Source organism: Liquorilactobacillus aquaticus DSM 21051 (assembly GCF_001436755.1).
Lineage (GTDB): Bacteria > Bacillota > Bacilli > Lactobacillales > Lactobacillaceae > Liquorilactobacillus > Liquorilactobacillus aquaticus.
Map to the genome: position 1 here is coordinate 131,324 of NZ_AYZD01000011.1, position 25,539 is coordinate 156,862.

The 25,539-nt window shown below is 39.8% G+C and carries 28 protein-coding genes; 1 reads left to right on the plus strand and 27 read right to left on the minus strand.

The annotated features are described in order from the left end of the window. Window positions 1-16: 16 nt before the first annotated feature. Window positions 17-1,219, minus strand: coding sequence for an MFS transporter (locus tag FC19_RS02410; RefSeq protein ID WP_057875403.1), 1,203 nt, complete (start codon window positions 1,217-1,219; stop codon window positions 17-19). A 92-nt stretch (window positions 1,220-1,311) separates the two neighbouring features. Here FC19_RS02410 and FC19_RS02415 point away from each other — a divergent pair, with 92 nt between their 5' ends. Continuing rightward, complete coding sequence (locus tag FC19_RS02415; RefSeq protein ID WP_057875404.1) at window positions 1,312-2,208, plus strand: helix-turn-helix domain-containing protein; 897 nt, start codon at window positions 1,312-1,314, stop codon at window positions 2,206-2,208. Between the two features lie 32 nt (window positions 2,209-2,240). Here the strand turns inward: FC19_RS02415 and FC19_RS02420 are convergent, their stop codons facing one another. The 26 genes from FC19_RS02420 to FC19_RS02540 all read right to left on the minus strand — a co-directional run bounded on the left by FC19_RS02420 (window position 2,241) and on the right by FC19_RS02540 (window position 25,530). Beyond that, window positions 2,241-3,404, minus strand: coding sequence for an MFS transporter (locus FC19_RS02420; RefSeq protein ID WP_057875405.1), 1,164 nt, complete (start codon window positions 3,402-3,404; stop codon window positions 2,241-2,243). A 74-nt stretch (window positions 3,405-3,478) separates the two neighbouring features. Continuing rightward, window positions 3,479-3,772 (minus strand): ArsR/SmtB family transcription factor, encoded by a 294-nt coding sequence (locus FC19_RS02425; protein ID WP_057875406.1) that lies wholly within the window; start codon window positions 3,770-3,772, stop codon window positions 3,479-3,481. Window positions 3,773-3,984: 212 nt separating this feature from the next. After that, window positions 3,985-4,620, minus strand: coding sequence for a glutathione binding-like protein (locus tag FC19_RS02430; protein ID WP_057875407.1), 636 nt, complete (start codon window positions 4,618-4,620; stop codon window positions 3,985-3,987). 60 nt (window positions 4,621-4,680) lie between these two features. Continuing rightward, window positions 4,681-4,968 carry an ArsR/SmtB family transcription factor gene (locus tag FC19_RS02435; RefSeq protein ID WP_057875408.1) on the minus strand — a complete coding sequence of 96 codons (288 nt, stop codon included), beginning with the start codon at window positions 4,966-4,968 and terminating at the stop codon, window positions 4,681-4,683. Window positions 4,969-5,010: 42 nt separating this feature from the next. After that, window positions 5,011-5,862: a transporter substrate-binding domain-containing protein gene (locus FC19_RS02440; RefSeq protein WP_057875409.1), complete on the minus strand. Its 852-nt coding sequence runs from the start codon at window positions 5,860-5,862 to the stop codon at window positions 5,011-5,013. 99 nt (window positions 5,863-5,961) lie between these two features. Further along, window positions 5,962-6,600: an amino acid ABC transporter permease gene (locus FC19_RS02445; protein WP_083488301.1), complete on the minus strand. Its 639-nt coding sequence runs from the start codon at window positions 6,598-6,600 to the stop codon at window positions 5,962-5,964. Between the two features lie 365 nt (window positions 6,601-6,965). Then, a complete protein-coding gene (locus FC19_RS02450) occupies window positions 6,966-8,081 on the minus strand; it encodes a DUF4767 domain-containing protein (RefSeq protein ID WP_057875411.1) in 1,116 nt (371 codons plus the stop codon). Window positions 8,082-8,108: 27 nt separating this feature from the next. Next, window positions 8,109-10,301, minus strand: a complete 2,193-nt coding sequence (locus tag FC19_RS02455; RefSeq protein ID WP_057875412.1) for a glycosyltransferase — start codon at window positions 10,299-10,301, stop codon at window positions 8,109-8,111. A 93-nt stretch (window positions 10,302-10,394) separates the two neighbouring features. Next, window positions 10,395-10,772, minus strand: a complete 378-nt coding sequence (gene fliS / locus FC19_RS02460) for a flagellar export chaperone FliS (protein ID WP_057875413.1) — start codon at window positions 10,770-10,772, stop codon at window positions 10,395-10,397. Window positions 10,773-10,788: 16 nt separating this feature from the next. Next, window positions 10,789-11,124 carry a hypothetical protein gene (locus tag FC19_RS02465; RefSeq protein WP_057875414.1) on the minus strand — a complete coding sequence of 112 codons (336 nt, stop codon included), beginning with the start codon at window positions 11,122-11,124 and terminating at the stop codon, window positions 10,789-10,791. Window positions 11,125-11,141: 17 nt separating this feature from the next. Further along, the gene (gene fliD / locus FC19_RS02470; RefSeq protein WP_057875415.1) at window positions 11,142-12,557 is read right to left on the minus strand and encodes a flagellar filament capping protein FliD; all 1,416 of its coding nucleotides are present in this window, start codon (window positions 12,555-12,557) and stop codon (window positions 11,142-11,144) included. Between the two features lie 9 nt (window positions 12,558-12,566). Further along, window positions 12,567-12,995 (minus strand): flagellar protein FlaG, encoded by a 429-nt coding sequence (locus FC19_RS02475; RefSeq protein WP_057875416.1) that lies wholly within the window; start codon window positions 12,993-12,995, stop codon window positions 12,567-12,569. Between the two features lie 117 nt (window positions 12,996-13,112). Then, window positions 13,113-14,165, minus strand: a complete 1,053-nt coding sequence (locus FC19_RS02480; protein ID WP_057875417.1) for a flagellin N-terminal helical domain-containing protein — start codon at window positions 14,163-14,165, stop codon at window positions 13,113-13,115. A gap of 349 nt (window positions 14,166-14,514) precedes the next feature. Then, window positions 14,515-14,643 (minus strand): hypothetical protein, encoded by a 129-nt coding sequence (locus FC19_RS11885; protein WP_268872807.1) that lies wholly within the window; start codon window positions 14,641-14,643, stop codon window positions 14,515-14,517. Window positions 14,644-14,646: 3 nt separating this feature from the next. After that, window positions 14,647-15,567 (minus strand): flagellar hook-associated protein FlgL, encoded by a 921-nt coding sequence (gene flgL, locus FC19_RS02485; protein ID WP_057736932.1) that lies wholly within the window; start codon window positions 15,565-15,567, stop codon window positions 14,647-14,649. A gap of 4 nt (window positions 15,568-15,571) precedes the next feature. Then, the gene (gene flgK, locus FC19_RS02490) at window positions 15,572-17,095 is read right to left on the minus strand and encodes a flagellar hook-associated protein FlgK (RefSeq protein ID WP_057875418.1); all 1,524 of its coding nucleotides are present in this window, start codon (window positions 17,093-17,095) and stop codon (window positions 15,572-15,574) included. A 12-nt stretch (window positions 17,096-17,107) separates the two neighbouring features. Continuing rightward, window positions 17,108-17,467, minus strand: a complete 360-nt coding sequence (locus FC19_RS02495; RefSeq protein ID WP_057875419.1) for a hypothetical protein — start codon at window positions 17,465-17,467, stop codon at window positions 17,108-17,110. Between the two features lie 2 nt (window positions 17,468-17,469). Further along, entirely contained in the window at window positions 17,470-17,760 is a 291-nt protein-coding gene (gene flgM, locus FC19_RS02500) for a flagellar biosynthesis anti-sigma factor FlgM (RefSeq protein WP_057875420.1), read from the minus strand. A 154-nt stretch (window positions 17,761-17,914) separates the two neighbouring features. After that, window positions 17,915-19,102 carry a flagellar motor switch phosphatase FliY gene (gene fliY, locus FC19_RS02505; protein ID WP_057875421.1) on the minus strand — a complete coding sequence of 396 codons (1,188 nt, stop codon included), beginning with the start codon at window positions 19,100-19,102 and terminating at the stop codon, window positions 17,915-17,917. After that, entirely contained in the window at window positions 19,099-20,223 is a 1,125-nt protein-coding gene (locus tag FC19_RS02510) for a flagellar motor switch protein FliM (RefSeq protein WP_057875422.1), read from the minus strand. Before FC19_RS02510 ends, fliY begins: the two co-directional genes overlap by 4 nt. Before the next feature lie 16 nt (window positions 20,224-20,239). Next, complete coding sequence (locus tag FC19_RS02515) at window positions 20,240-20,632, minus strand: chemotaxis protein CheW (RefSeq protein WP_057875423.1); 393 nt, start codon at window positions 20,630-20,632, stop codon at window positions 20,240-20,242. Window positions 20,633-20,653: 21 nt separating this feature from the next. Then, window positions 20,654-21,016, minus strand: coding sequence for a response regulator (locus FC19_RS02520; protein ID WP_057736918.1), 363 nt, complete (start codon window positions 21,014-21,016; stop codon window positions 20,654-20,656). Between the two features lie 14 nt (window positions 21,017-21,030). Then, window positions 21,031-21,618, minus strand: coding sequence for a chemotaxis protein CheC (locus tag FC19_RS02525; protein WP_057875424.1), 588 nt, complete (start codon window positions 21,616-21,618; stop codon window positions 21,031-21,033). After that, window positions 21,618-23,696, minus strand: a complete 2,079-nt coding sequence (locus FC19_RS02530; protein ID WP_057875425.1) for a chemotaxis protein CheA — start codon at window positions 23,694-23,696, stop codon at window positions 21,618-21,620. The genes FC19_RS02525 and FC19_RS02530 overlap by 1 nt, the downstream gene beginning before the upstream one ends. A gap of 24 nt (window positions 23,697-23,720) precedes the next feature. Then, window positions 23,721-24,494 carry a CheR family methyltransferase gene (locus tag FC19_RS02535; RefSeq protein ID WP_057875426.1) on the minus strand — a complete coding sequence of 258 codons (774 nt, stop codon included), beginning with the start codon at window positions 24,492-24,494 and terminating at the stop codon, window positions 23,721-23,723. 4 nt (window positions 24,495-24,498) lie between these two features. Next, the gene (locus tag FC19_RS02540) at window positions 24,499-25,530 is read right to left on the minus strand and encodes a protein-glutamate methylesterase/protein-glutamine glutaminase (RefSeq protein WP_057875427.1); all 1,032 of its coding nucleotides are present in this window, start codon (window positions 25,528-25,530) and stop codon (window positions 24,499-24,501) included. Between the last annotated feature and the right edge of the window lie 9 nt (window positions 25,531-25,539).

Below are 25,539 nucleotides of genomic sequence, written 5' to 3' on the forward strand. Positions count from 1 at the left end.
TTACTGACTCCATTTTTTATTTTTCCTTTCCCAAAGAGGACAGCTTGGCACCTAAACCGGCTAAAGTCCGAATAATACCAGCTAATAAGATAACACTACCCATCGATTGACCATGCGCTAACAGCACCCCGCCAAACCATGAACCAACTGGAATTGAAGCATATGAAACCATGCGTGTCACTGCGACAACGCGTCCCAGAATATTCTTGGGAACTGTCCGCTGACGCAAAGTAAAGTAAGTAATAACATTAACGGTGCCAAAAAAACTTACAAGACCTAAAATACCCCCTATAAAAATATAGTTTTGACTGACCAATAAGAGCAATGTGCTTAATCCGGCTAAGATGGTACTTGATGACAATAAGAAACCAGCTTTAAAGCGATTAACGATTCTGCTCCCAACTAGACCCGCAGCGAGCGATCCACTACCCCCGAGTGCCATTGCAATCGTTGCAGCAGTAATGGGATAATTTAATGTTTTGGTCATATAAAAAATAAAATTAGCTTCAAACATGTTGAGTGCAAAATTAGTGAATAAAAACATCATTGAGCCGCTGAAAATAACACGTTGATGAAAACTGTATATAGCACCTTCTATCACATCATGTCCCAGTTTGCTTAACGGATGTCTTATTTTTTGCTGAACAGCAGCAATTGGCGTGGGCAGTTTAAGCAGAACAAACGCGGTCACTAGAAAAGAAATCATATCAAGCCATAAAGCGTTGACCCCGCCCATTAGCGTAACTAATGAACCACCCAGCAATGGTCCTATGATTGATAGTGTATTATCAATTGTCTGAATAGCTGCATTAGCACTAGCAAACTGATTTTGAGCAATAATTTCTGGGATAATACTTTGAAAACTGGGATGGATTAAGGGATCAACAGATGCCAGCAAAAACACAGCTGCATACAACAAGCCAAAGTTAATACCACTGCCCCGCAAAACAAAAATCAAAAATAGACTAAATACAGCAGCAAAAATATTACCGGTAATCAAAATATTCTTTTGAGTGTAATTATCTGCCAAACTTCCACCTATTAATGAGAAGAAAACCCACGGAATAAATGATACCCCGAAAGTCGTCGCAGCATGGTAGGCTGAACCAGTCTTTTCAAGAATAATAAGCGGTAAAGCTAGACGATACAGCCAGTCACCTAGTGAAGAAATCAGGAACCCCAGCCAAAGATAAATAAATTTTGAATTATGTGTAAACAATTTTATTCCTCCTAATTAAACCTTGTATGGTAGCTTTAATTCTAAGTCAGAGTTAAAATTAAGAATAAAAAATTGCATATAGGTTAAAATAAATGATAAAAATAGGTCAAACATTCAAAGAATTCAGAACCAGCAAAAATATCACACTTCAAGAAGCAAGTCAGGGAATCGTTTCGGTCCCCTTTTTGTCTCGTTTTGAACGTGGTCTCACAGATATTTCATTTACGCACTTATTAGAATTACTGAATCGTATCAACGTTCAATTATCCGAACTGGAGTTTTTGTATCAGACTAGAAGTACTGCCGATAATGATCTATTACCCAATTTTCAGCGAGCTTATCAAAGTGGCAATATCGCTCGACTGCAAGAATATCTGCGTACTTGGCAAAGTCAATCAGGAAGGTTTGCCAAATTACAAACCATTCAAATAAAAATGATGCTCACAACTTTAGAAGCTGCGAGCATCACGGACAACGAACTGTTGGTTCTTGAAGATTATTTTAAAAATATCAGCAACTGGACTTTCTTCGAATTATACTTGTTCGGTCATTCTATTCCCTTTTTAGATAAAGCGTTCATGTTTACCTTGTTTGAAGAACTTCAGAAAAAAGAAATCATCTATGAGAACTTCAGACATGATAATTTTTCCTTGCTGTTTTACATTTATAATAATATTATTTTATTCCTACTGGACAGCAGTGATTCCCTTGAAATTGCAGAATCACTAGTTTCTAAACTAGAGACCTATTTCAAAAATCAGGATAAGGATTACTATCATCGGACACGAATTTTCAATTTAAAAGGTCTGACTCTTTACCTTAAGGGGAAAAAGAAAGAGGGTTTAATACTGCTCAAAAGAGCAAATCTAATTGCTCATTTGACTGAACATGAGCCCCGATTCTTACTAAACGAAAAGAATTATCTGGCAAAATATCTAACTGCAAAAGAAATAGATTATATTTTTGACTTTTCAGATATAAATATCTAGTTTATATAATCATTGCAACTGCACAGTGTTTACTAATTATTGCTTTTTACTTTTTTAAAGTAGCCTTGCTGTGCGTACAACAGCATTGCTAAGATTACTCCGATAACAGTAAAGGCAGCAATGCCGTAAAAACCTGGAAAGTTTTTAATAAGTATTCCCCCGAACACTCCGCCGATTGCTTCGCCAAGATACATCGCCGCATTTGATAACGAAGAGATCGTGCCACGCGCGTTGCCTGCCTGCGACTGCAGTGTGCTCATGAACAACGGGAAGATCGCCCCACCGATCAGATAAATAAAAGCTAAGATTATTGTTGCTGCAATTGCTGACGAAGAGAAGGGCAAAATCAGATAGCCTGTGATAAACAACAAGAATTCCAGTAAGAATGCTTTTGGTAAAGTAAAAAGCTGCACTAAACGGGAACCAATAAGACTGCCAATAAATTGTCCGGCACCGATAATTAAAATAAGGCTTCCAATTGAAGCAACCGGCAGTGCAAAACTTTTTGCAAACCATGTTCCGATAAACGAGAAACCACAAAAGTTAGCTGTTTGAAATAATAAATAAGAAAACAATAATTTCAACACCGATTTATTTTGGGAAACTTCTCGATAGATATTAACTGAATGCGGTTTAGCCGCCGCTTCATTCAAGTCTGGCATATAACTAACTACTAAAATAGTCAGTATTAACGCAATACTGCCCACAAAGAAAAATGGAAAACGCCAAGACCAGCCGGCTAAGTAACTGCCTAGAGGTACCCCGATAATTTGTGCAATTGCTAAACCCGAAGTTGCGTAACCCATAGTTTTCACGACTTGCCCTTTAGGAAACAGTAATGGGATAGCAGCCCAGATTTGCGGCCCAGCAGATGCTGCAGCGACACCAGCAATAAAGCGCGTAAACAGCATTAATGGAAAATTATTAGCTAAACCGCAAGCTGCTGTTGCCAGCGTAAAAATAGTTAATCCGATAATCAGAATTTTTTTGCGATCGTACTTATCTGAGATAGGCCCGATAATAAGTGCTGAGAGCATATAACCAAATGCGTAAGTACTAACCATGAACCCAGAGATGCTTGTTGAAATTCCATAGTACTGCGTTAAAGTTGGCAGTAAAGGTGAAACTAAAAAAGTATCTGTTCCAATTACAAACATAACTAGGAAAAATAAGAATGAGAGTCGACGATATTTCAAGATTGGCCTCCAACTGTTTTATAGTTTTATGATTATCAAACAATACTTCAAAAAAATAAGCACAAATGTGCCTATCAGAGTAATTTCAGCAACCCAGGAAGCAGCGTTTCAATTTTCTCTTTATTCAAACTAACATACTTCTGTCTTCCTTGCGTACGGGTATTGGTAATTCCAATCTCTCTTAATGTCCGCAAATGGTACGACATAGTTGATTTGTCAATTTCCACATGCTGATTCAATTCGTTGCACCCCATTTCGTGACCAACATGATAAAGCATAGAAATAATTTTGTATCGTCCCGGATCGGAGAGAGCAAAGAAAACTCGTTGTTTAATTTCTGTATCTGTATTTAATTGTTTGATATCCATAAAACAATATTCTCACTTTTTGTATACTTTTTCAAGTAAAAATAAATTGAACAATATGCAATGTTTAGATTACGTAATAAAAATTCCAATCTTTGTTTTAAAATTAATTATTTAAGCATGATGTGACTGCTGTAATCCAATACCTCCTGCTTAGCTATTATAGGAACCAATTTTAAATTATTTTTTCAAACCTTACGCAAGCTACGAACTCGTCAACCTTTTTCTTGCAAAGTGTGCGCCTTGCCCTCCTGATCCAAAACGCGTTGAACTGCTGTACGTTCCCTCATCTTAGAGTCAAATCTCTGTAAGTTCTTAAAAGCATCGAAACTATACCCTAATCTTTTGATCCAGTTAGTTATTACAAACAAATAGGCATCTGGAGCGGAAAATTTGTTGTTAACTAAATATTCCTGTTGTTTCAGGACATTGTCGACCAACTTCAGTCTGGGAAGAACCCGATTATAGACAAATTTCTTCGAGTCATCTGTATTTGGCAGCCAATTGCCTTTTCTAAAGGGCGAAATGAAGTTTTTATGTAACTCAGTGGCTATGTAGTTTAACCACATCCTTTGTTCCCAATAGCTTCTACTCCCATATTTCTCTATCAAGTGATTTCCGTTTGTCTGCCCACCAATATATTCCAAGATAACTGCGCATTCTGTCAGCACACTATCACTATCCGTTTTCAAGACTGGAACATAAGACTTAGGATTCAGTAAATTATAATCTCCACCATCCCAAGTCTTAGCGTCCAAATTGACCTTCTCCAATGAATATGACATACCACTTTCCTCCAACAAAATATGCGGTGCCATGGAGCTGGAACCAGAAGCATAAAATAATTTCATAGTAATTCTTCTTTCTTTATTTTTATATCCATCGAAATAACAATTTAAAATAAAAAGGATTCATAATGAATCCAAAAAGCTGGGCAGATATCTATTGAATGTTTCCATATTTAAAGACAAATATTTAGTCTGAGCCTGCTGCCTAGTTTTAGTTAGTCCAGCTTGGCGCAATGCCTTAAAATGATATGAAACCGTCGAAGGTGCTATTTGCAATAAACGGCTTACTTCACCACAATTCAATTCATGGTCACTATCCCTTAAGATCTTAATGATTCGAATACGATTAGGCTCACTAAGGGCGCCGAACAATTCTGCTAGTTTATTTTCTTTTTCTATTTCGATATTCATAGAAACAGTTTAACTCTTCTTCAAAACAATTACAATGATGAATTATTGCCCATCATATTTATTACTTTGAATAGTAAACTTTTTCGAGATGTGAGCACTCGGTTTCTTTGTGACATCAGCACCATAGTACTTCTTCGCCATTTTAGACAGTGAACCACTCTTTTTCAGCTTAGCAAGTTGAGCATTGACCTGCTTTTGAAGTTTCTTATTACTCTTACCAATGATAATTCCTTCACCTTTGCTGCCTTCATTAGTAGTGAAGTACATATTAGGAATAATCTTAAGCCCGTTATTAGGTACTGCCTTAAGTGCCAGTTTCTGCAAGTAGTAATCATTCATAATAAAATCAGTTTTGCCACTCTTAACATCCCTGAGGTAAACATCATTAGTCACGTTATCATAGTTGACCGGTTTAGCACCTAACTGTTGGGCGAGCCGCTGGTAACTAGTACCTGCTTCACCTGCAGAACGTTTTCCCTTAAGGTCAGCCCACTTGTGAATCCCAGAATTGTCACTTGCACGGACTATTAAACTGTCGAAAGAATGCTTTATCGGCACTGACATCAAGTAGTTCTTTTTCCTGACAGGTGAAATTGCAAAGTCATTAATTGCCACGTCTGCCTTGCCAGACTTGACTGCAGTCAGCATGCCATCAACTCCGTACTCCTTAAAAATCACCTTCTTATGCATTTTTTTAGCAACTGCCTTAATAACCTCAATGTCATATCCAGTCAGCTTCTTTGTTTTGGAATCATGATACGAGGTTGGATAAAGAGTCCCCGAAGTAGCAACTGTCAAAGTACCGTTAGCGGCACTGACATTGCTCGCACCAACGAGTCCAATAACAAAGGTGATCATAAGTACTAAAGAAAATAACCATTTTTTGCGTAACATATGCAAATTCCTCCCCTTAGATAACAGTTTAATTACCAACCGTTTTAATAATAAGCTTTAGCAAGCGCTGTCACAAATAAAAAAGCTCCTTAATAGAAATCAGTAGTGAAAACGTCGTTCTGTCAGCTGTTCAAGAAAGCTTAGACCGCAACAGACTAGCCAATAAATAATTGCGATCACGATGTAAATAGTCATATAGTCCTGACTGGCACCAGCAGTGATCTTAGCCTTCATAAACATTTCTGAGACAGTGATCATCGCAGCAAGGGAAGTTCCTTTAAACATATCGAGGAGCACATTACCCAGGGCGGGCAACGCAATACGAAAAGCCTGGGGGAGAATCACGTAACGCATTGCTGCAAAATTTGAAAGTCCAAGCGCCCGGGCTGCATCAGATTGTGTCTCATTAATTCCAATAAGAGCGGAACGATAGTATTCTGCCACAAAGGCGCTGGAAACGAGTGTTAATGATAGAATAGCAGCAGGAATCGCATCCATGTTGGCACCAAAGTAGGTCAAGAACAAAACTACAAGCACAGGGACTCCTCTGAAAAACGAAATGTAGAAACGGGCAAACAAGCTAAATAAGCGATTATGGCTAATTCGCAGAAACATTATAAAAATACCCCCAATATTGGCCAGAAAAAAACAAACTGCAAGTAAAAAGAGCGAAAGCGGCAATCCACTGAGAATTGTTGGCAGCGAGTCAAGGGCCAGCGTGGGATCAAATAGCTTCATGATGAAAAACTCCTTAATATTTATTTATACTGTAGACACTTCCTTATAATAGAACCTAGTATGCCAAAGTGCTAAATAAAAGACCCTTTGACAGAAGATTCGTATGCGGATACAAAAACTGGTCACATTTTCTCATCAGCAGCCGCTAACAAAGAACCATATTTTTAAAAAGTTTAAAGAAAAAGTACATCAAAAACCCAAAAAACATAACGAATTCAGAAAACCCGACAAATATTTAACTGAACCTGTTGTCTAATTTTAATCCGCCTTTTTCAATACAGGATTTTAAAATAATTCAAAGCTTTCAAATGCACTCTTTATAAAAAGCGCTGTATTTTTTTGCAAACTGGACGAACTATCTAGCTCTAGTCAGCATCATCATAATACGTAATATCATCATACTTTTGCCCTTGCATTTTTTGGGCTAAATCGACCGTATTATAATAAGTTTGGGAGCACCAAGCTCCAGCCCCGCCAGCTTCTACCATAACCTCAATGCTTTGGCCGTTATAACTTTCTTGTTTAACACCATAGTATTCACCAGCACCAGCTGTTTGATTCCAGCCTTTAAGGTTCACAAAGTTGATACCGCGAATACTTTGCTGACTTACACTAGCCCAATCTGAGTGTTCAGTGTTCTGCGATGAGTCAGTGTTGCTATCGTGCACATGCAGATAAACTTTAGACCCATCTGCAGTCAAAGTATCGTCCGTAATTGTGACCGTATTAAGCTTACCATCCTGGTCATAACCATACCACGTCCGTTTCAGAGCTGCTGGGACAATTGAAGCTGTCTTCTGACTCTTGCTCTGACTGCTTGAATTTGGGACCGTCGCACTTTGCCCCTTAACAAGGTTGGCAAATCCAGTGCTCAATACTTTATTTTCTGTCTGCTTAAAATGGATCAAATGATTAGGCATCCCCTGATTCTGTTGTGTGATCAGCACTTCAGGCTGTCCATTATGCAACGCGAAAAGATATAAATGCTCACCCATATTTTGAGTGTGTTCAGCATCAGAATAGACGGCGACCACTTCATATTCTTTAGTACCGCTGCCTGTATCTGACCATTCAATTGAAACTTGTTGGTCATCAACTGCTGTTGTCTTCTGCGCCAGCTCATTGGGATACTTCACCCCATAAAAATTAACATTCTTGGCGGGTGTGTAACTTTCATATTGCTGGTCCATCGTCTGCTGCCACTGATCCATAAATTTATGCAGTGCAGCCGCTTTGGCACTGTTCCAACGAGTTGTTTCATGCTTGGTAGAACCGCTACTTGAGCTAGTACCTTCCGAACTAGAAGAAGCTGACACATCACTTTGATTCTTCCTAGTTGAGTCCTTGACCGTCTTTTTCTGTGTCGATGTGCTGCTGTCCTTGTTGGCAAAAGCTGGTTGTTTGTTGGAAGCGCAGGCAGTAACCACCATCATTAGTCCTGTAAACACCAAAAACAAAACTAATTTTCTGTTCAATCTCATTAGTTTTTCTCCCCCTAAAAATTAGTCTTACAACCCCCGGTGACACAAGACCCATAATTTTTTAACTTCCAAATCTCCTGGCAATAATTCCGCAAGTTCAAGAATTAATGGTTCTGCTTGCTTGTTCTCACCTCGCTGGAGCATCTCAAGCACCTGCACTTTGACTTGGCTCCCTAAACGAGCCATTTCAGCGTTTACCTGCTGCTGTTTTTGATTCTTTTCATCGTACTCCCGCAGTAGTCTTTTTATCAATCGATCTGCAGCTTCATAATATTTCAGACCTTGTCTCAGATCAGCTAAATATTGTGCTTCATGCTCTGCTTTTCTTTCCGCAATCGCACGCTGTACAAAAATTCCAAAACGAATTTCACTTGGCAACATACTAGATGTTTCACCTTCTAATAATTCTGGCAAATAAATCGTTTGAGCAAAATTAACTACATTATCTGCATAATTTCCTAGCTCATTCTTAATCTCAGCCGTCGTAATGTCAGGACTGAACAGATACTTATGCCTCAATGACATCAAAAGCAGCTCGCGTTTTGAACAACTATCCCAAACTTGCTCGATCTGTTCAGCAAAGGCTGGAATTTGTGCGCGTTTTTTAGCATAGACGATTACAATTTGATTTACAGTTGCCAAATATTCTTCATAAGTAAGCGATTCGATATGTGGAGTTGGATCAATTTTATTGCGAATCAATAATGCAAATAGCTCATCATAAGGTACGGTACATTTAACTTGGGCTTTTTGCAGTTTACTCATTCTTTGTGTAAACATGCCCGTTTTTTCTGCATCTAAAGCTCTTTGGATCAAAATAAATGCATCTTCACTTTGAAGCTTTGCAATAAACTTTACAAATTTTTTCTCATCAACCTCTAGATCTTCTTTCACTGCTCTGACAGCAATTCCAAAAATGACTGGAAGTTTGCCTCCCTTATCCGCTATCTGTTCACAAATTTCCTGTAAAATTTTTAAATTATTTGCATGGTATGCAGCCATCATTACAATTGGCAAAGTTTGATTGATATGCTCAACACTGCCTGCCCACGGGAGTTTTTCCGCTACATGCAGGACTTTTTGCCAATTTTTGTTTTTCTTTTCGTGAATCAAAAGATCCGCGCTTAACCCAAAAAGCTTAGTTAGTGAAACATCACTTTTAAAATAGAAAGACTCTTGCTTAAGATATTCTTCTTTATGTTTCTTTAGCCAGTGGTAATTCTTGACATAGTCTAAAACATATTTTGCAGCTTCATTTTCTCTTTTAGAGTTGATAAAAATGATATAAGTAAGATTATCTAAAATGCAGCACTCATATTGTACAAGATGCAACAGTGGTTCATACTTTTGTTTTACTTCTAATGCTGTTTTCCATTTTTTTTCAGCTATCAATGCTCTTAATAAGTAAGCAAATATAGTAAAAGCGTCTCGTTGGATACTACCATCTGGCTTATCGATTTGCGCAAACTGCTTTAAAGCCTTAACAGCTTCTTTTTTAACTTTTTTTCGTTCTTCTTCCGTCCTGACACCATAGCCAGCCAGTAGCTGTGCCCACATATGCATGTTCCGCGGATCTTCTATTAAGGACTCTTTAAGCAGCTTCTCGTTGCGCTCAAGCTTTTTCTTACTACTCTTACCAACGTAACCATAGTGATGCACAAATGCATCGACATGCTTGAAAGGCAAGTGCATTAATGAAAAACGCTCATGAATTCTGCCTTCGAATTTTAACCCTTTGAATAATTTAATACATTGCGGTGTTTTTATTTCTCTATATATTGTTCCCTCAAGATTTTGATAATTATGCTTGTTGAAATAGACCGTGTTATATTGAGTGTATTCTTTTTTATTATTAAAAAACGCAAGCAGACTTTTAACATTGTCAAACCATTCATCATCATCAATAAAAAGAAACCATTCACCCTGTGCCAATTTTAATCCTGCATTGCGTGCTGCAGCAAAATCATCACACCATTCAAACCGAACGATCTTATCTGCATATTTTTTCGCAACTTCAAGTGAACCGTCACTTTTTTCCGCACCAACAGTATCAACAACGATCAACTCGCTATCTACCTGTTCAAGCAGTGGCCGCAATGATTCCAAACAATTATGAATTGTTGTAATACTATTTGAAACTAATAAAGAAATTGTCAACAAACATTTTGTACTTTTAGCTGTCGGGGACTCCCACACCTTATTATCAATTGTTCTATTCATAAATAAGTTTACTCCTTATCGAATTTTTGCTAATCATTATGTATTAAAACCGCCCTGAAAGCATTTAATCAAGGCGGTTTTTTTAATTCCCAACTATTTCACTTCTGTGGTTATCTGTTCCCACGCATCAAGCAATTCCGTCAGCATTTTAACAACCGGTGGCAATAAAGTTTGGTCCTTATTCATATTAGCTTTAACAAGCTGCTGATACATGAATTCATATAAAGATTCAAGATCTTCAGGTACATCGCCTTCAACCTCTGTGTTGAGTGAGCCCTTAAGCTCCATTAAGATATCTTGTGCACGAATCAATTCTTTATGTGCCTTTTTAGCATCGTCATTCTCAATCGCAATCTCTGCAATTTTGACACTTTTAATCGCTCCTTGATACAGCATCTCAATTAATTTGGTCGGTGAAGCACCCATTACTTGATTCCTCAGATAACTGTTTTTGGCATTTTCATAGCCCATTTTTTATTTCCACTCCTTAAAAATCAACGTCAATAAGTGACGCACCCTGTTCTTGCTGCAAGTATGTTCTGATCGTACTATTAGGTTTATTCAACTGAGCAATTTTTTTTGCCAGTTGCCCTTTTTTAACGGAAAGAACATGCACTAGTTTACCATATTGTGCCACAATTCGGTCAATGACTTCTTTTTCAGAACTGGTCAGTTGCTTAAGCGATACGCTGTCCAAAACAGTAATCATAGCCCGCGAATCTTTTAGAATACGCTCAGCCTGATCAAGATCCTGACCATCCCAAGAGCCTAAAAGGGAATTCAGCTGCTGCAGTTTTTCAAGCAGTTCTTTGTTCTTATTCAATTCATATCACCTATTTTCTAGCTTGAAAGCGACGATGTCTGACTCGTGATGTAGCTCATTTGTGACTGTGCCTCCATCATGACTTGGTCGAGGCGGGTAAACATATCAACGTACTGCGTTTTTTTAGCTTCCAACATCGTGTTGAAATCGTCAATCTGCTTATTTAAATCCTTGATAGTAGTATCATATCCAGCAGATTTAGTTGCGATGATTCCCTTATTAGCCGAGCTATCAACCAAATAAGTATTGAGCATCTTAGACAAATCAGCCGCATAACCAGACTCAGAAGTAACCGTTCCTAACGAGCTTTTAGTTGACTGATAGAACATATTCTTGACCGCGGTCGGATCATCAGCAATAGCTGCATTTAGCTTATCTTGATCTAAGCCTAAGGTTCCCTCACGATCAACCGTTGAAATACCAACTTTATTGGGATTCAAGGTGCTGCCAGTGATGTAAGGATTTGTGATCATATTGCGCAATGATGACTGCAACCTCATTAACTCACTATCACCAGCCAATTTACCTGTCGTATTATCCGACTGGCTCGGATCACCGACACTGAGATCATCACTGATCAAACTCATTAGGCTGTTATATTGTGTCACCATATCATTAACTGCCGAAACTGTTTTAGAGGTGTCGTTTGTTAAGGAAAGTGTGACATGATCATCGCTGACTTTTGAAAGTGTGAATGTTGTTCCTTCAACCGCATCACTAACTGTATTAGTATCACGCGTAATTTTCATACCATCAAGTTCAAAAATTGCAGACTGACCCTTTGATGTTGTTGCACTCGAACCTAAACCAAGACTATCAGCGGCACCACCCGATACACTGATGTCACGCGCGCCCATTTTACTGTCTGTCAATACCAACCGGTTATCAACCACGCTGGCTTTAATGCTTGAATTACTGGTCTCTTTATTGATCTTAGTCGCGATATCATTTAAAGAGTCCGTGTCGCTGATGTCAAAATCAAAAGTTTTCGCATTACCATCTGTATCTTCTTCAGCACTCGTCAGTGTCAATGAACCAGATATGCCCAAAGCTGTTTTGCTGGTTTTAACATCGAGACGTGTCCCCGTTATTTTGCTGGCAGTTGCTAACTGATCGACTTTTAGATCATAAGTTCCTTCAGCAGATGTAGTATCCCCGGTAATCGAGGCAATCGTTGCATCTGAACTTGAGGTCTTCTTAGTCTGATAAGTGTCGTCAGACTGCAAAGCTGTGACTTTGGTTAAAAAGTTGTTTAAACGAGTTTTAACATCGCTCCAGGCCGTTTTTTGACTCGTTAGGGTCGTTATCTGATTTTGTGCTTTAGTTTTCCCAACTGAATCAGCTTCCAATAAAGCCTCGACATCATCAGCAGTAATACCTGAATATTGTCCTAAAGTACTACTAATGCCGCTAGTTGTTGTAATACTTGCCATTTTCCATCACTATCCTTTCTTATCGACAACGATCCCCATCTGCTGCCAAATGCTGCCGATTACATCCAACATTTTAGCTGGTGGTATTTCTTTGATCACGTCATCATTTTTCATATTGATCAGCTGAACATAGGTCCGACCAGTTGTTTTGTGCACTTTAAACTTTAAACGGACATTCCGCCCTAGAAGCTGCTTGTTCATTTCATCAACTGCGTTGTTTAAATCTTCATGTGAAATTGCCTGAAATTCTTCATCACTTTTAGAATTTGATGCAACTTCAGGAGTGATCTCATCCTTTTCAGACTTGCCGTCACTATCTGCCAACAGATCTTGGGCTAAACGCCGCAGATCTAGGTTAGTACCGTCTAAATCATTGTCAGTCTCAATCGGCTGAACTCGTGTTGTTGGCGGAACCGGTTGAATTTTTTCAATTTCCATCCATACATCCTCCCCCTCTAAAAGAGTAGCTTAAAAAAGTTATGTATGCCACAAAAACCGACCGCCGAATATACCCGACGATCGGCCTTTGCCAAAAACGAAAATCTATTATTAAAATTAACCTTGTAACAAGGACAATACACTGTTTGGCATTGAGTTTGCTTGTGCAAGCATTGATGTCGAAGCCTGTGTCAAGATGTTTGCCTTTGTGAAGTTAGTCATTTCTTCAGCCATATCAACGTCACGGATGCGTGAGTTAGCTTCAGATAAGTTTTCTTCAGTTGTACCCAAGTTGTTAACAGTATGTGTTAACCGGTTTTGAGCAGCACCTAAATCGGCACGTTGAGCTGAAACTTGATTAATAGCAGCATCAATCTTAGTAATTGGATCATCCGCTTTAGCTTGGGTTAAAGCTGTTTTCCCAGCATCTGATGCAGAGAAAGTTTTTACTGCTGCAGCGTATGTTGCTTTAGCATCAGTTGTAGCATCTGTAGCTTCTGCTGCAGTTTTCAAAGCTGACAATGTGCTACCAGTAGATGTAACAGTACCATCTGTACCGTATGTTGCTGTATCTGCTGCAATTGCACTTTGGAATGCTGTCGATTTAGTTAAATCGCTGCTTGCTTGAGAAAGGTTTAACCCACTAACTCCTAAAGCTGAAGCACTCATATTGCCAATTTCAACAGTCATTGTTTGACCGGCATTAGCACCGATTTGGAAAGTAAATGCTGATTTACCATCACTTTCGCTAGTATCACCTGTTAACAAGCTCTTTGTGTTAAATTCAGTTGTGCTGCTGATACGATCAATTTCATCACTTAAAGCACTGTATTCTTTGTTGATAGCAGAACGATCATCATCACTTAAAGTTCCGTTTTCGCTTTGAACAGTGAGATCACGCATACGGCCTAAGATACTATGTGTTTCATTTAAAGCACCTTCAGCTGTTTGAATCAATGAAATACCATCTTGTGCGTTACGTGTAGCTTGGCTCAAGCCACCGATTTGGCCCTTCATTTTTTCTGAAATAGCTAATCCAGCTGCATCGTCGCCGGCTTTGTTGATACGTGAACCGGATGATAACTTAGCTAATGAGTTGCTTTTTGATGTTGTTGCGGCTGTTAAGCTGCTAAGAGTATTCATAGCAGCAACGTTTGTATTAATTCTCATGTTAGATTCCTCCAATGATTGATTATTTATCTTCTGAGGTTTCCCCCTCATGCTATATGTATCGGACGAAAACGGGGGTGTTTAATAGTTTTTTGAAAAAAATTGTTTTTTATTGAAGAAATGATATACAACTTGAAAAATTTAAAGACACACCATGATTAATTAAGTACCACTTTTTATAATGATTGACCCAAAATTAGAAACTGCCAAAACAACAACAATTGGCCCATTACAACGAAAATTTTGGCGCGTTAGAAGTTACTTCTTAGATATCGTCCCCCGTATATGTAATTCATCTGGATAGATGAATTACTTTAGAGGATTATCTGGATGCTTCGCAACTCCCAATTCACTGTGCTAACAACAAACTTGAACTTAATTGTCCTGATAGTTTTTTGTTATCTTGTGCACTATAAATGAAAAATAAAAGCCCTGAAGGCCCCCCACAACCGTTCAAAGCTTTTATTCCTATATTCATTTTTTAATTTAAATAATCCAAAATCGTTGTCTGCATGATTTTTGTACCCATTGCAAGTGTTGCCTTGTACGAAGTCATCTGGTTCTGATACTCCATGTATTTTTGTGCAACATCAACATCCTGTTTATCTGACAAAACATCTGTTAGATTACTTTTTTCGGTCTCGTTTCTTGATGAAGCTGCCTGCAGCCGCGTTGTGATTGTACTGATCTTGGCCTGTACATTCGTGAAATTATCGGTATAATTTTGGTTTTCCTTCAAGAGATCACCAGACAGTGAATCCTTATCGTCACTGTTTAATGCCGTAATCAACTTGTTGAAGTACCCGCTAATATTCTCACCTGTTTGTGCACTATCTGACAGATCTGTCAGCTTTGTACCATCGGCAAATAAATTAACGCCGACACCCTTAGCGATCTCGCGGGGCAGATCCTGTGCGGTCCCGTTATACTTGATGCCAGTAATTTCGCCATTTTCTTTTTCAACTTCAAACGGTACTGTTGTCGTATTTTGCCCACCAAAAACGTAACGTCCGTCGAAGTTTGTATTCAGCGAATCAACCACACCCGAAATAAGTTGCTCGACTTCATCCTTATTCGCCTTAACATCGCTATCTGCGGTTGAAGCATTAGCCGAGGATTGAATCAGGGTACTGATCCGCTGCATTGAAGTAGTGACACCACTCAAGGCTGAATACTGCGTCTGCGACCATGAAATGCCGTCAGAAATCGTGCTGGCATATGTTTTGTTTTGTGCCAGTGAAACATTCAGATCCATGATCTTTGAGACTAACAAGGGATTGTCAGATGATTTGCTGACTTCCTTGAAGGATGACAACTGGCTCATCGTTTTTTGGACTTTATTCGTATTCGTCGTTAAGTTCTTGAGAAAATCATTGTATGTCATGTTATCTGAAATTCGCATAAACCTACACTCCCGTTCTGTTGATCAACGTGTCCAGCATTTCAGACACAACTGAAATGATACGCGCATTAGCCTGAAAGCCTTGCTGGAAGCGAATAACATCCGACATTTCTTCATTGATCGAAACTCCAGATGCCGATTCATTTTTGTATTCAAGCTGATTCAACAACGAGAGCTGCGCTGATGAAGTGTTATCTGCCTGCTGCTTCGAAATACCGTTCTTAGTCACAATATTATTGAAAGCATCCGCAAAACTTGAACCGCCGTCCTTCTGCGTAAACGTCATGCTAGTTGCATCATAACTCGCTAGATCACTGTCAGAGAGCGGATAATTCAGTTTCAAGTTGTTGAGATTCGCGATCGCAAGCGCGCGTGAACCATCACCGGCAGCTGTCGTTGTTCCTGCTGGAATCAATGATGGGTTAGCAGCAATCGTTGAATCAACTTTGAGATTTGCAGCGTAGTTCTCGGAATCATCTCCGATACTGAAAAAACCGCTCGTGCTCTGTTTACCATCAGTGAAGACCATATTGGTCGTTTTAGCTACTGTTGCAGCAAAATCATTCAACTCTTGCAGATGCGTCTGGATCTCATTAACAGAAGCCTGCAAACCACCTAAACTACCAGAAGATACATCCAGCTTAGTATAGGCTGTATTAGCATCTGCATCACTCTTAGTCAGCAAAATCGTACCAGCCGCATAGTCCTCAGAAAGCGTCTGCGTTCCCGCTGTTGTATCGCCATCCTTAGCAACTTGTGCCTGACCATCTTGATTCCCAACGACTACACTAAGTGTATTACGTTCATCCCCATTAAGAATGGTTTGTCCTGAAAGCTGAATCGATGCCCGTCCGTATTTGTCGAGTGAAGTTGTAACATTCGCTAGACTTGAAATATCCTTTAACAGAGTATCGCGCGTATCTAATAGATCATTGGGCGTATCGCCTGAACTAGATAGGTTATAGACCTGGCTGTTCAATGACTGCAGCTGTTTGACCTTTTCATTAAAATCAAGTGCGGTCTTAGCAATATTTTGCGTCGTATCAGCTTTTAGCTGGCTGACCTTGTCGGCCATTCCCCGAACCGTATCTGCAAAACTACTGGCTGTCTCAACAACTGTCGCCTTCGAGGTTCCCATTTCTGGGTTCTTCGACAACTGTGTCCAACTATCAGACAGGCTGGATAATTGACTGACGACCCCACTATCAGACGGCTCGTTCAATGTATCTTCAAGCTGTCCCAAGACATCTGATTTTTCATTATAAAATTGATACTGCGAATTAGCATCACGAATCTGTGAACGAACAAAGTCATTGACAACACGTTCAACCCCGGTAGCTTCAACCCCGGTTCCAATCATCCCAACGCCCGCCATATTGTAAGGAGTAGTTGTCTTCATGTCCACACGCTGCCGCGAGTACCCGTCTGTATTCGTATTTGCAATATTATGACTGCTCGTTTGAAGTGCAATCTGGTTTGCGCCCATTCCACTGGTTGCTGTTCCCAGAGTACCAAATAATCCAACCATTCAAATTCCTCCTTACACTTCTCTATCGATCAGTGCTGTTCTCGCTTGTTGCTTTACTGTTTTATACTTCGAATATGTAGCAGCAGGTGCTTTGATATTATCTTTGATCGCTGTCATCAGCATCTTCTGGTAGCTGAGTGCCTGCTTAGTCAGCAACAGATTCTCATCTTGCTGCACTTTAATTTGTTCAATCAAGCCCTTTGTTTTAGACGTAAGCGTCCCATCATACTCATTGAGGACCGGAACAAATTTTTCTTTCTGTTCCACCAGCTCTACTAGTTCCTCTGCTTTATCCTTGATCAAAAAATTTTTCTCTTTTTTCAATAATCGCGAAAAAGACACCAAATGCCGTTGAAACTCAATTTCATTCATAATTAATTACCTTTTTTTGTATCGAAATCAGCCATCATTTTTGAAGCGATACTTTCAGCCGAAACTTTATAACTTCCATCCTTGATCGCCTGCTTTAAGCTTGCCACACGTTCAGGATCAAGGCCTGCTTCTGACTGACTATTTTTACGGATTTCTTGTGTTTTTGCTGACAGGCTGACGTCTAAAGCTTTACTGTTTTCCTGCTGTCTTACTTGTTTTGTCTTGTTTTGATCAACCTTAAGTCGATTGATCTGATCATTATAACTATTATTTTGGAATCCTTCTATTTTCATCAGAGCCGCTCCTTCCCCGTTTTGAAATGTCCTATATTAACATTATCGGCGAAATTAAAAAAAGTTAAACCTCACGGCTAACTTTTTTTAATCTTAAGCTTTTTTTAAGAAAATGAATTAGGCTTCAACTTAAAAAGCTGTCCCTTACTGCCTTCTAATTCATACGATTGATTCGCTGATTGGGTGAAAGAATATTTGTTATCCGCACCCCGAAGTTTTCGTTGATGACAACAACTTCTCCCGTAGCAATTGGTTTGCCGTTCAACAAAATTTCTAAAGGTTCATCCGTCAACTTATCTAGTTCAATTACTGAACCCGAATTAAAGGAGAGGATATCCCTAACCGTTTTCTCGCTTCTTCCTAAAACAACACTCAAATTCAAAGGCACATCTAAGATTAAATCAAGATTATCACCTTCAGCAACTTCCTTGTCGCTCAACTGTTGGAAGTCGGGTGCGCTAACTTCAACTTTTGGCTGTGGCTTAGCTTTACTTGTTGCATGTTTAGGCTGTGCCGGTACTTTATTTTCAGGTTGAGGTTGCACTTGTGGCTCTGGTTGCGCAGTTGTTTGTTTTTGTTCAGTCTCAGCAGTAGTATCAGCCGGTGCTGCAGTCGGTTCCCCTGAGCCTGCCTTGTCATCTTCTCTGTCAACAACTGTTGCCTTGTCAGACATCATTGCATCTGTGATATCGGAAACCATGTCTTCTGTAAAGATCTGCATGATCTCACTTTCGATCAAACCTTCAACTGACAAGTTGAAAGAAATTCGATAGATCACTTGGTCTTTAACGATCCCATCATATTCAACATTAGATGGTTCCTCCCAAAGTTTGACTGATGGAGGTAAAATATCGACTTTGCGATCAATCATAGTTGCCATCGAAGTTGAGGCCGAACCAATCATTTGGTTCATCGCTTCTGCCACCGCGCTCAGTTCAAGCTCAGTAAACTTATCCGACTTAGGTGTCCCGTCGCCGCCCATCATTAAATCTGCAATAATAATTGCATCCTTAACTTCGAGCAGCATTAAATTCGTGCCCATCAGACCTTCTTTAAATTCAACGGTTGTCGCAACTTTAGGTGCTTCTATCCCCGAAAGCAGATCATCAAATTTAACTTTGGTAACACGCGGTGTCGTGATACTGACACGGCGTGCAAGAATTGAAGAAAGTGTGGTTGCTGCTTGCGACATTGAAATATTACCAACTTCTCCGATAATATCCTGCTTAGTCTGCTCGTCAACTCCTGTATTTTCAGGTTTTTTGTCTTTCTGTGCATCATCTGCTCCTGAATTTGCATTCATTAATGCATCAATTTCTGCTTGTGATAAACCGTCGCTCATTCGTCTTGTTCCCCTTCCAATTTGTCTATCAATTCAACTGCTAATTGACCATTCTTCTTACCTGGTTTCACGCTATAGAATGGCTGGCCTTCAATAAAGGCATCCAACGGCTCCGCAATTTTGCTGTCCAGTTTAATGACGTCTCCAACTTCTAAATGCAGGAAGTCAGACAACTCCATCTCAGATTCCCCCAGCAGGACTTCAATATTCATATCGACTCCGTTTAATCCTTTACGAAGTTCACGCTCGTCATTGCGGTCAAATTTTTGACTTGAATCAAACCAATTTCCAAAACTCAGCTTATCCGTAATCCCTTCAAAGAAAACATATGGGATACATAAATTAATGAATGTGCTTGTGTCTCCGATATTGATTGTAAAGGTACTTAAAACGACCGGTTCATTCGGCGACATATTCTGCAATAACTGCGGATTCGTATCAAGTCCGTCTAAAGTCGTATCAAGTTCAACGATTTCTTTCCATGAATTTTGAAAGACATCTGTCAAGCCTTTCACAACTTCTTCAAGAACAGCTAACTCAATATCGGTAAAGCCCTTCTTGTCATGAGACTTTCTTTTTCCTTCTTCTGCATCTGTATGTTTCTCTTCTGTTGCCTTTGTTGTTGCTTCTTCTTTTTTATCTGTGGTTTTTACTTTTTCATCTGCGGACTTTTCCTTGTCCGCTTCTTCATGCTTTTGCTCCTGCGTTACCATCTCAACACCACCGCAAAGCATTTCGATCAGCTTCATACACAACTGCTGATTCATCTCAATAATCTGAATACCCTTTAGAGGTTCAGAATGAAAGAGCCCCAGCAGCGTCACACGCGGAATCGAATGAATAAATTCATCATAACTTACCTGTTCGATTGCCGCCAATTGAAGCCTAACATTAGCTCGCAGCTGCGTTGAAAGTACATTGCTACCCATTTTTGAAAAGTCCTCAAAGATCATATGCAGAGTATTGACGTATTCTTTTGAGAGCTTTGTAGGTCTTCTAAAATCGTAGCTTTTTACTTTGGCTGCATCGTTTTCCTCTTCAATTTTTTCTTGATCGATCTCACCGGTGCTCATTGCATTCAGCAGTGCATCGATCTCTTGTTGCGTCAATACTTGATCCACACAGATCCCTCACTTATCAAAAAATCAAATGGTTTACGTCAACTACATTAGCTACCTTATTTTCTAAGGAAACTACTCCCAGATAATGTTTCTCTTTATCTGTTTTTTCTAACTGAATATCTTTCTTATCAATATCAACAACTTCAACTACTTCTTCAATTAACAGTCCCTTGCGCTCTTCATCCTTTTTCATGATCAAGATATTGCGATTATTTTTCGATGAAGGAACACCAATTAATTCGGATAAACCGATCACGGTCATAACCGTCCCTCGAAGATTGATCAGACCCTTAACCCAGTTGGGGGCCAGTGGGACACGAGTGATCCGCACCGTGTCGATAACTTCCTCGACAGAAGCTGCTGAAATCAAATAATACTGTTGATTCATCTTAAACAGGATCATTTGCATTTAATATCATCTCCTGACTATTTAGGAAAGAGCTTTATCTATAGCTTTGATGACCCGATCTGTATCGAACGGTTTAACGATAAAGTCGACTGCACCGGCGCGAATGGCATCCATAACCATTCCCTGTTGTCCCATCGCACTGCACATAATAACCTTCGCATTCGCGTCAGCTTCACGAATCATCTTTAATGCTTGAATACCATCTACTTCAGGCATTGTGATATCCATCGTCACTAGATCGGGTTGGGTTGCTTGATATTTTTCAAACGCTTCTTGCCCGTTTTGAGCCTCATCAGCTACTTCATATCCATTTTTACTTAAAATATCCTTTAACTTCATGCGCATGAATACCGCATCATCTACGATCAAAACTTTTTTCCCCAAAATATTTGCTCCTCTCAGATTCCTAAAGATTTTAGTATTTGTTCTAATACGCCCGTTTCTGGAATAAAAAATAACGACGCATCTAGTTTTTCTTCAGAATAAGTAAATTCATTTCTGATCACCATGATATGATCATCATATTGATCAAGGGCCATATAGATACTACTGATGACCGCACCAAAATAATCGTCTTGAATCACTGGTAATGCAGATACTAATTGGACATTTAATAAATTCCCGATAGCACCTAAGAAAGAGTTCGAAATAATATTCGTCAACTCGCTGACCGCTGACATCTTGACATTGATATCATCAGTCTTAGTTCCAAGCATCAGTTCAGAAAGCTTATCTGCCGAATCATCTGAAACAACAAACAGAATCATCCCGTTATAGTCTCCGACAATGCTGCTGACCACTGCATGGACTTCCACATCATCGGCGATTACCTGTTTGTACATTTCATGATAACTTAAAATGCTGATTTCTGGAACATGCATGTCGATTTTCTGATTAACTAATTTGGAAATACTAGTTGCCGCATGTCCACCGCCGATATTAATAACTTCTTTTAAGCCGTCTAGTTCCAATTCTGAGTATGCCATCATTCAGTACCTTTTTTCTCATTGCAAATGGCGTTTACATCCAGGATCAAGGCAATCGAGCCATTGCCAAAAATCGTCGCACCTTGATACTTGTTGATTTTCTGCAACATTGGATCAATCTTCTTAATAACAATTTCCTGCTGTCCAATCAGCTCATCGGCCAAGATACCATAATATTTCTGATCAATCTTAACAATGATTGCGAATTTCTTCTTATTAGGATCAGGTTCAATCTGAAGCAGACGGTCAGTTCGAATAATCGGGATCAGACCCTCTTGGAAACGATAGACTTCTTGGTTAGTCGTCTTCACAATCTCATTTTCTTTGAGCATAACAACTCTTTCGACAACATCTAGTGGAACAGCAAAGCTTTCATTACCGATCCTGACCATTAATGCTTGAATAATCGACAAAGTCAGTGGAAGCTTGATAATGAACTTAGTTCCCACATGAAGTTCGCTCTTCATTTCAAGCGAGCCGCCCAATTCACTGATTTTAGCTTGCACTGCATCAAGACCAACACCACGTCCAGAAATATTCGTGATCTCTTTAGCCGTGGAAAAGCCTGGATGGAAGATCAACTTCTTGATCTCGTCATCAGACATTCCCTCAGTATTGATTCCCTTGCTCTCAGCACTTTCCTTGATAACGGCTGGATCAAGTCCTTTACCATCATCCTCAAGTGTAATAATGACCCGATTTCCTTCTTGGTAAGCTGACAGCTTGATCGTTCCTTTACGATCCTTGCCCTCTTTTTCGCGGATATCCGGCGCTTCAATCCCGTGATCAGATGAGTTTCGCAGTAAGTGGATCAGCGGTTCACTAAGCTCAGAAACGACAGTCTTATCAAGCTCAGTCTCTTCTCCCTCGACCACTAATTCCATTTCTTTATTCAATTCCTTGGCAAGATCGCGCACCATGCGTGGGAATCGGCTAAAGACAACACTGACTTGCTGCATTCTGATCTTCAACACAAGATCCTGTAATTCTGACGTCAAACGTGAGACCTGTTCCAACGCATCCCGCATTGCATCCGCATTATTGCGCATGCTGGCATCATCCAGCTGATTGCGGTAAACCACCAGTTCTGAGACCAAGTTCAAGAAACGATCCAGTCTTGTCAGATCAACTCTGATGGATTGGTTGCGTGCATTAGCATGTTGGTGTGCGGCAGAAGTTTTATTGTTCTTGGTTGTCTTGGGCTTTGCCTTAGCGGCTGCCTTAACGGGGGTCTGCTTCTGCTGGGCTTTTTGTTTTTCAACCGTTTTAGGTGCTTCAGCCTGTTGCTTCTCACCTGCTTGTTGTTTCTCTTCATCAAACGGTTCAACAATTATTTCATCAATTTCACTGTTGCTCTCAACATTGTGCTTGACCATGTCTAGATCATCTCTAGTCAGATAAACGAGCCTGAAATCAGTGTCAAAATCACCATCTTCTAGAATATCAACACTTGGTTCGGTGTGGAGAACATCGCCTTCTTGTTCGAGCTTCTCCATAATCAAAAAGACGCGCGGACCCTTAAGTAATGATTCTTTGTCAATCCTTATAGCAATGCTATAAGCTTTGTAGTCACCGGTGATTGCCTGATGGATCACATCCAGATCAGCTTCTTCCAGATGTTCAAAAACATTCGTTAATGCACCCGTATCCTGCTCTTCTTCGGGAGTTTTTGCAGCCTGGTCACTTCCATTGACGCTCTCCTCAACTTTTTCAAGCTCTTCCAGCAAGTCACTGATCTGATCTTGACTCAGTTCCTTTTCGTCACGCAGATCCTCCACTAATTGAGATAAACGATCCAAGCAGCGAAAGATCAGTGAAATATAATCACTGTTCACCTTAAGCTTGCCCGATTTAAAGAAATCAAACAGATTTTCCATCTTATGTGTCAGCTTCGTCATCACATCGTAACCCATCGTTGCAGCCATGCCTTTTAGCGTATGGGCCGCACGGAAGATCTCATTGACAAGATCCATGTTATCCGGTTCGCTTTCCAGTTCCAAAACGTTGTCATTTAATTGTTGAAGATTATCGTCACTTTCTTCAAAAAACAAACTGCGATAAACACTGTTATCATCCATTAATTTCAACTCCTTTCCTACTCATTAAACCTTTTGATAAATAAACGAATCTATTTTTTTGAGTCCGATCTGATCTGCAAGGCTGATTGTCTCAGTCGCTCCCGTGAACAGTATTCCACCCTGAACCAGTGATTCGCTCAACTTGCGGTAAACCTCATCACGGGCATCGGGTTTGAAATAAATCGTCACATTGCGGCAAACTACCACATGACAATTATCCTCATAGCGATCCTTCAAAAGATCGTGTTTTTTAAATGTTATTTTATTTTTTAAAGCCGGACTAACTTGATACATCCCAGCAGCATTTTTGCTGAAGTACCGGTCTAAGTCACTCGCGACCACATTCTTGACCTCGTTACTTTGATAAAGACCATCTTTGGCCTTTTTCAAGATTTCATCATCAATATCCGTCGCAACAATTCTGCCCGAGGCAACGTTATTCTTGGCCAAAATCATTGCTAAAGTATAAGGTTCAGCACCGATCGAACACGCCGCACTCCAAATCTTAGGTCGTTCAAACTGCGGGACAATCTGCGACATCAATCTTTGTTCAAACATTTCAAAAATACTTTTGTTGCGATAAAATTCAGTAACATTAATCGTCAGATGTTCAACAAAGTCGTGCCGCGCTACACTGTCAGCTTCCAAGATCTTGGCATATTGCTCAAGCGAAGAAGCTCCTGCCGATTCCATAATATTGGATATTCTGCGCTGCATCTGTCTTTCCTTATACGCCTCAAGCCGAATACCTAATTTACGCTGTACCCAATCATTAAAAAATTCAAAATTCAATTCCATTTTGTCACCCAACTATCTGCCTAATTTTGCGTCCGATCGAATCCAGATCAAGAACCTCATTCACGACATGATTCTCAATTGCATTCCGCGGCATTCCAAAAACAACACAGGTCTCTTTATTTTGAGCAATCGTATAACCATCATTTTCTTGAATATCATGCATTCCAACGGTGCCATCCTTGCCCATCCCTGTCAGCAAAACTGCAACTAAATTCCTGCGGTAAATTTGTGCTGCGGATGTGAAAAGATAATCAACCGCGGGCCGTGTTCCATGCAGTTTAGGTTTTTGATTCAATCTAATTTTGCCATCCTTAAGGGTCATATGATAATCCCCTGGACAAAGATAAACTTTTCGATCGATTGTCATTCCATCCTCTGCTTCACATACCGGAATGTTTGTCTCCTGATTCATTCTTTGTGCAAAAGAACTTGTAAAGCCCTTTGGCATATGCTGCACAATAAAAATTGGCACTTTTGTCGCAACTGGAAGAGAACGAATAATAGTTAATAACGCTCGCGGTCCGCCGGTCGATGCCCCAATTACCAGCGCTCTGACATGTGATGCCAGTTGACTGCCTGTAACCTTTTCTCCTGCATCAGCATCAGTTGAAATTGTCCGTATATTAGATTCGCTTGTTCTTAAGATCGGTTTGCTCTTCGTCCGCACGCTCTTGATTTTCATATGAAAATCAAGAATCCATTCATCTTGAATAGCCATCAAATTAACCGGTTTTTCAACAAAATCAGCCGCGCCTAACTCTAAAGCTTCAATCGTAATTTCTTTATTAGTCAGTGAGCTTAGCATGATGACTGGGGTATCCGTTGTTTTCTTTATATTCTTCAATGCTTCAAGTCCACCCATCACAGGCATTTCAACATCCATCAGCACTAGATCGATTTTTTGCGAATTAAGAGTTTCCAGGGCTTGTTTGCCGTTGCGTGCAATGGCAGCCACCTCGATTCCGGGCATCTCATTAAGCAGATCAACGATGATTTTACGCATAAAAGCCGAGTCATCAACTACTAAAATATTCATTCTCTCTAA

Coding starts and splice junctions, on each gene's coding strand:
- FC19_RS02415 (WP_057875404.1), top strand. CDS start 1,312: ATGATAAAAATAGGTCAAACATTCAAAGAATTCAGAACCAGCAAAAAT.
- FC19_RS02425 (WP_057875406.1), bottom strand. CDS start 3,772: ATGGATATCAAACAATTAAATACAGATACAGAAATTAAACAACGAGTT.
- FC19_RS02430 (WP_057875407.1), bottom strand. CDS start 4,620: ATGAAATTATTTTATGCTTCTGGTTCCAGCTCCATGGCACCGCATATT.
- FC19_RS02435 (WP_057875408.1), bottom strand. CDS start 4,968: ATGAATATCGAAATAGAAAAAGAAAATAAACTAGCAGAATTGTTCGGC.
- FC19_RS02440 (WP_057875409.1), bottom strand. CDS start 5,862: ATGTTACGCAAAAAATGGTTATTTTCTTTAGTACTTATGATCACCTTT.
- FC19_RS02445 (WP_083488301.1), bottom strand. CDS start 6,600: ATGAAGCTATTTGATCCCACGCTGGCCCTTGACTCGCTGCCAACAATT.
- FC19_RS02450 (WP_057875411.1), bottom strand. CDS start 8,081: ATGAGATTGAACAGAAAATTAGTTTTGTTTTTGGTGTTTACAGGACTA.
- FC19_RS02455 (WP_057875412.1), bottom strand. CDS start 10,301: ATGAATAGAACAATTGATAATAAGGTGTGGGAGTCCCCGACAGCTAAA.
- fliS (WP_057875413.1), bottom strand. CDS start 10,772: ATGGGCTATGAAAATGCCAAAAACAGTTATCTGAGGAATCAAGTAATG.
- fliD (WP_057875415.1), bottom strand. CDS start 12,557: ATGGCAAGTATTACAACAACTAGCGGCATTAGTAGTACTTTAGGACAA.
- FC19_RS02475 (WP_057875416.1), bottom strand. CDS start 12,995: ATGGAAATTGAAAAAATTCAACCGGTTCCGCCAACAACACGAGTTCAG.
- FC19_RS02480 (WP_057875417.1), bottom strand. CDS start 14,165: ATGAGAATTAATACAAACGTTGCTGCTATGAATACTCTTAGCAGCTTA.
- FC19_RS11885 (WP_268872807.1), bottom strand. CDS start 14,643: ATGAATATAGGAATAAAAGCTTTGAACGGTTGTGGGGGGCCTTCAGGG.
- flgL (WP_057736932.1), bottom strand. CDS start 15,567: ATGCGAATTTCAGATAACATGACATACAATGATTTTCTCAAGAACTTA.
- flgK (WP_057875418.1), bottom strand. CDS start 17,095: ATGGTTGGATTATTTGGTACTCTGGGAACAGCAACCAGTGGAATGGGC.
- FC19_RS02495 (WP_057875419.1), bottom strand. CDS start 17,467: ATGAATGAAATTGAGTTTCAACGGCATTTGGTGTCTTTTTCGCGATTA.
- flgM (WP_057875420.1), bottom strand. CDS start 17,760: ATGAAAATAGAAGGATTCCAAAATAATAGTTATAATGATCAGATCAAT.
- fliY (WP_057875421.1), bottom strand. CDS start 19,102: ATGAGCGACGGTTTATCACAAGCAGAAATTGATGCATTAATGAATGCA.
- FC19_RS02515 (WP_057875423.1), bottom strand. CDS start 20,632: ATGCAAATGATCCTGTTTAAGATGAATCAACAGTATTATTTGATTTCA.
- FC19_RS02525 (WP_057875424.1), bottom strand. CDS start 21,618: ATGGCATACTCAGAATTGGAACTAGACGGCTTAAAAGAAGTTATTAAT.
- FC19_RS02530 (WP_057875425.1), bottom strand. CDS start 23,696: ATGGATGATAACAGTGTTTATCGCAGTTTGTTTTTTGAAGAAAGTGAC.
- FC19_RS02535 (WP_057875426.1), bottom strand. CDS start 24,494: ATGGAATTGAATTTTGAATTTTTTAATGATTGGGTACAGCGTAAATTA.
- FC19_RS02540 (WP_057875427.1), bottom strand. CDS start 25,530: ATGAATATTTTAGTAGTTGATGACTCGGCTTTTATGCGTAAAATCATC.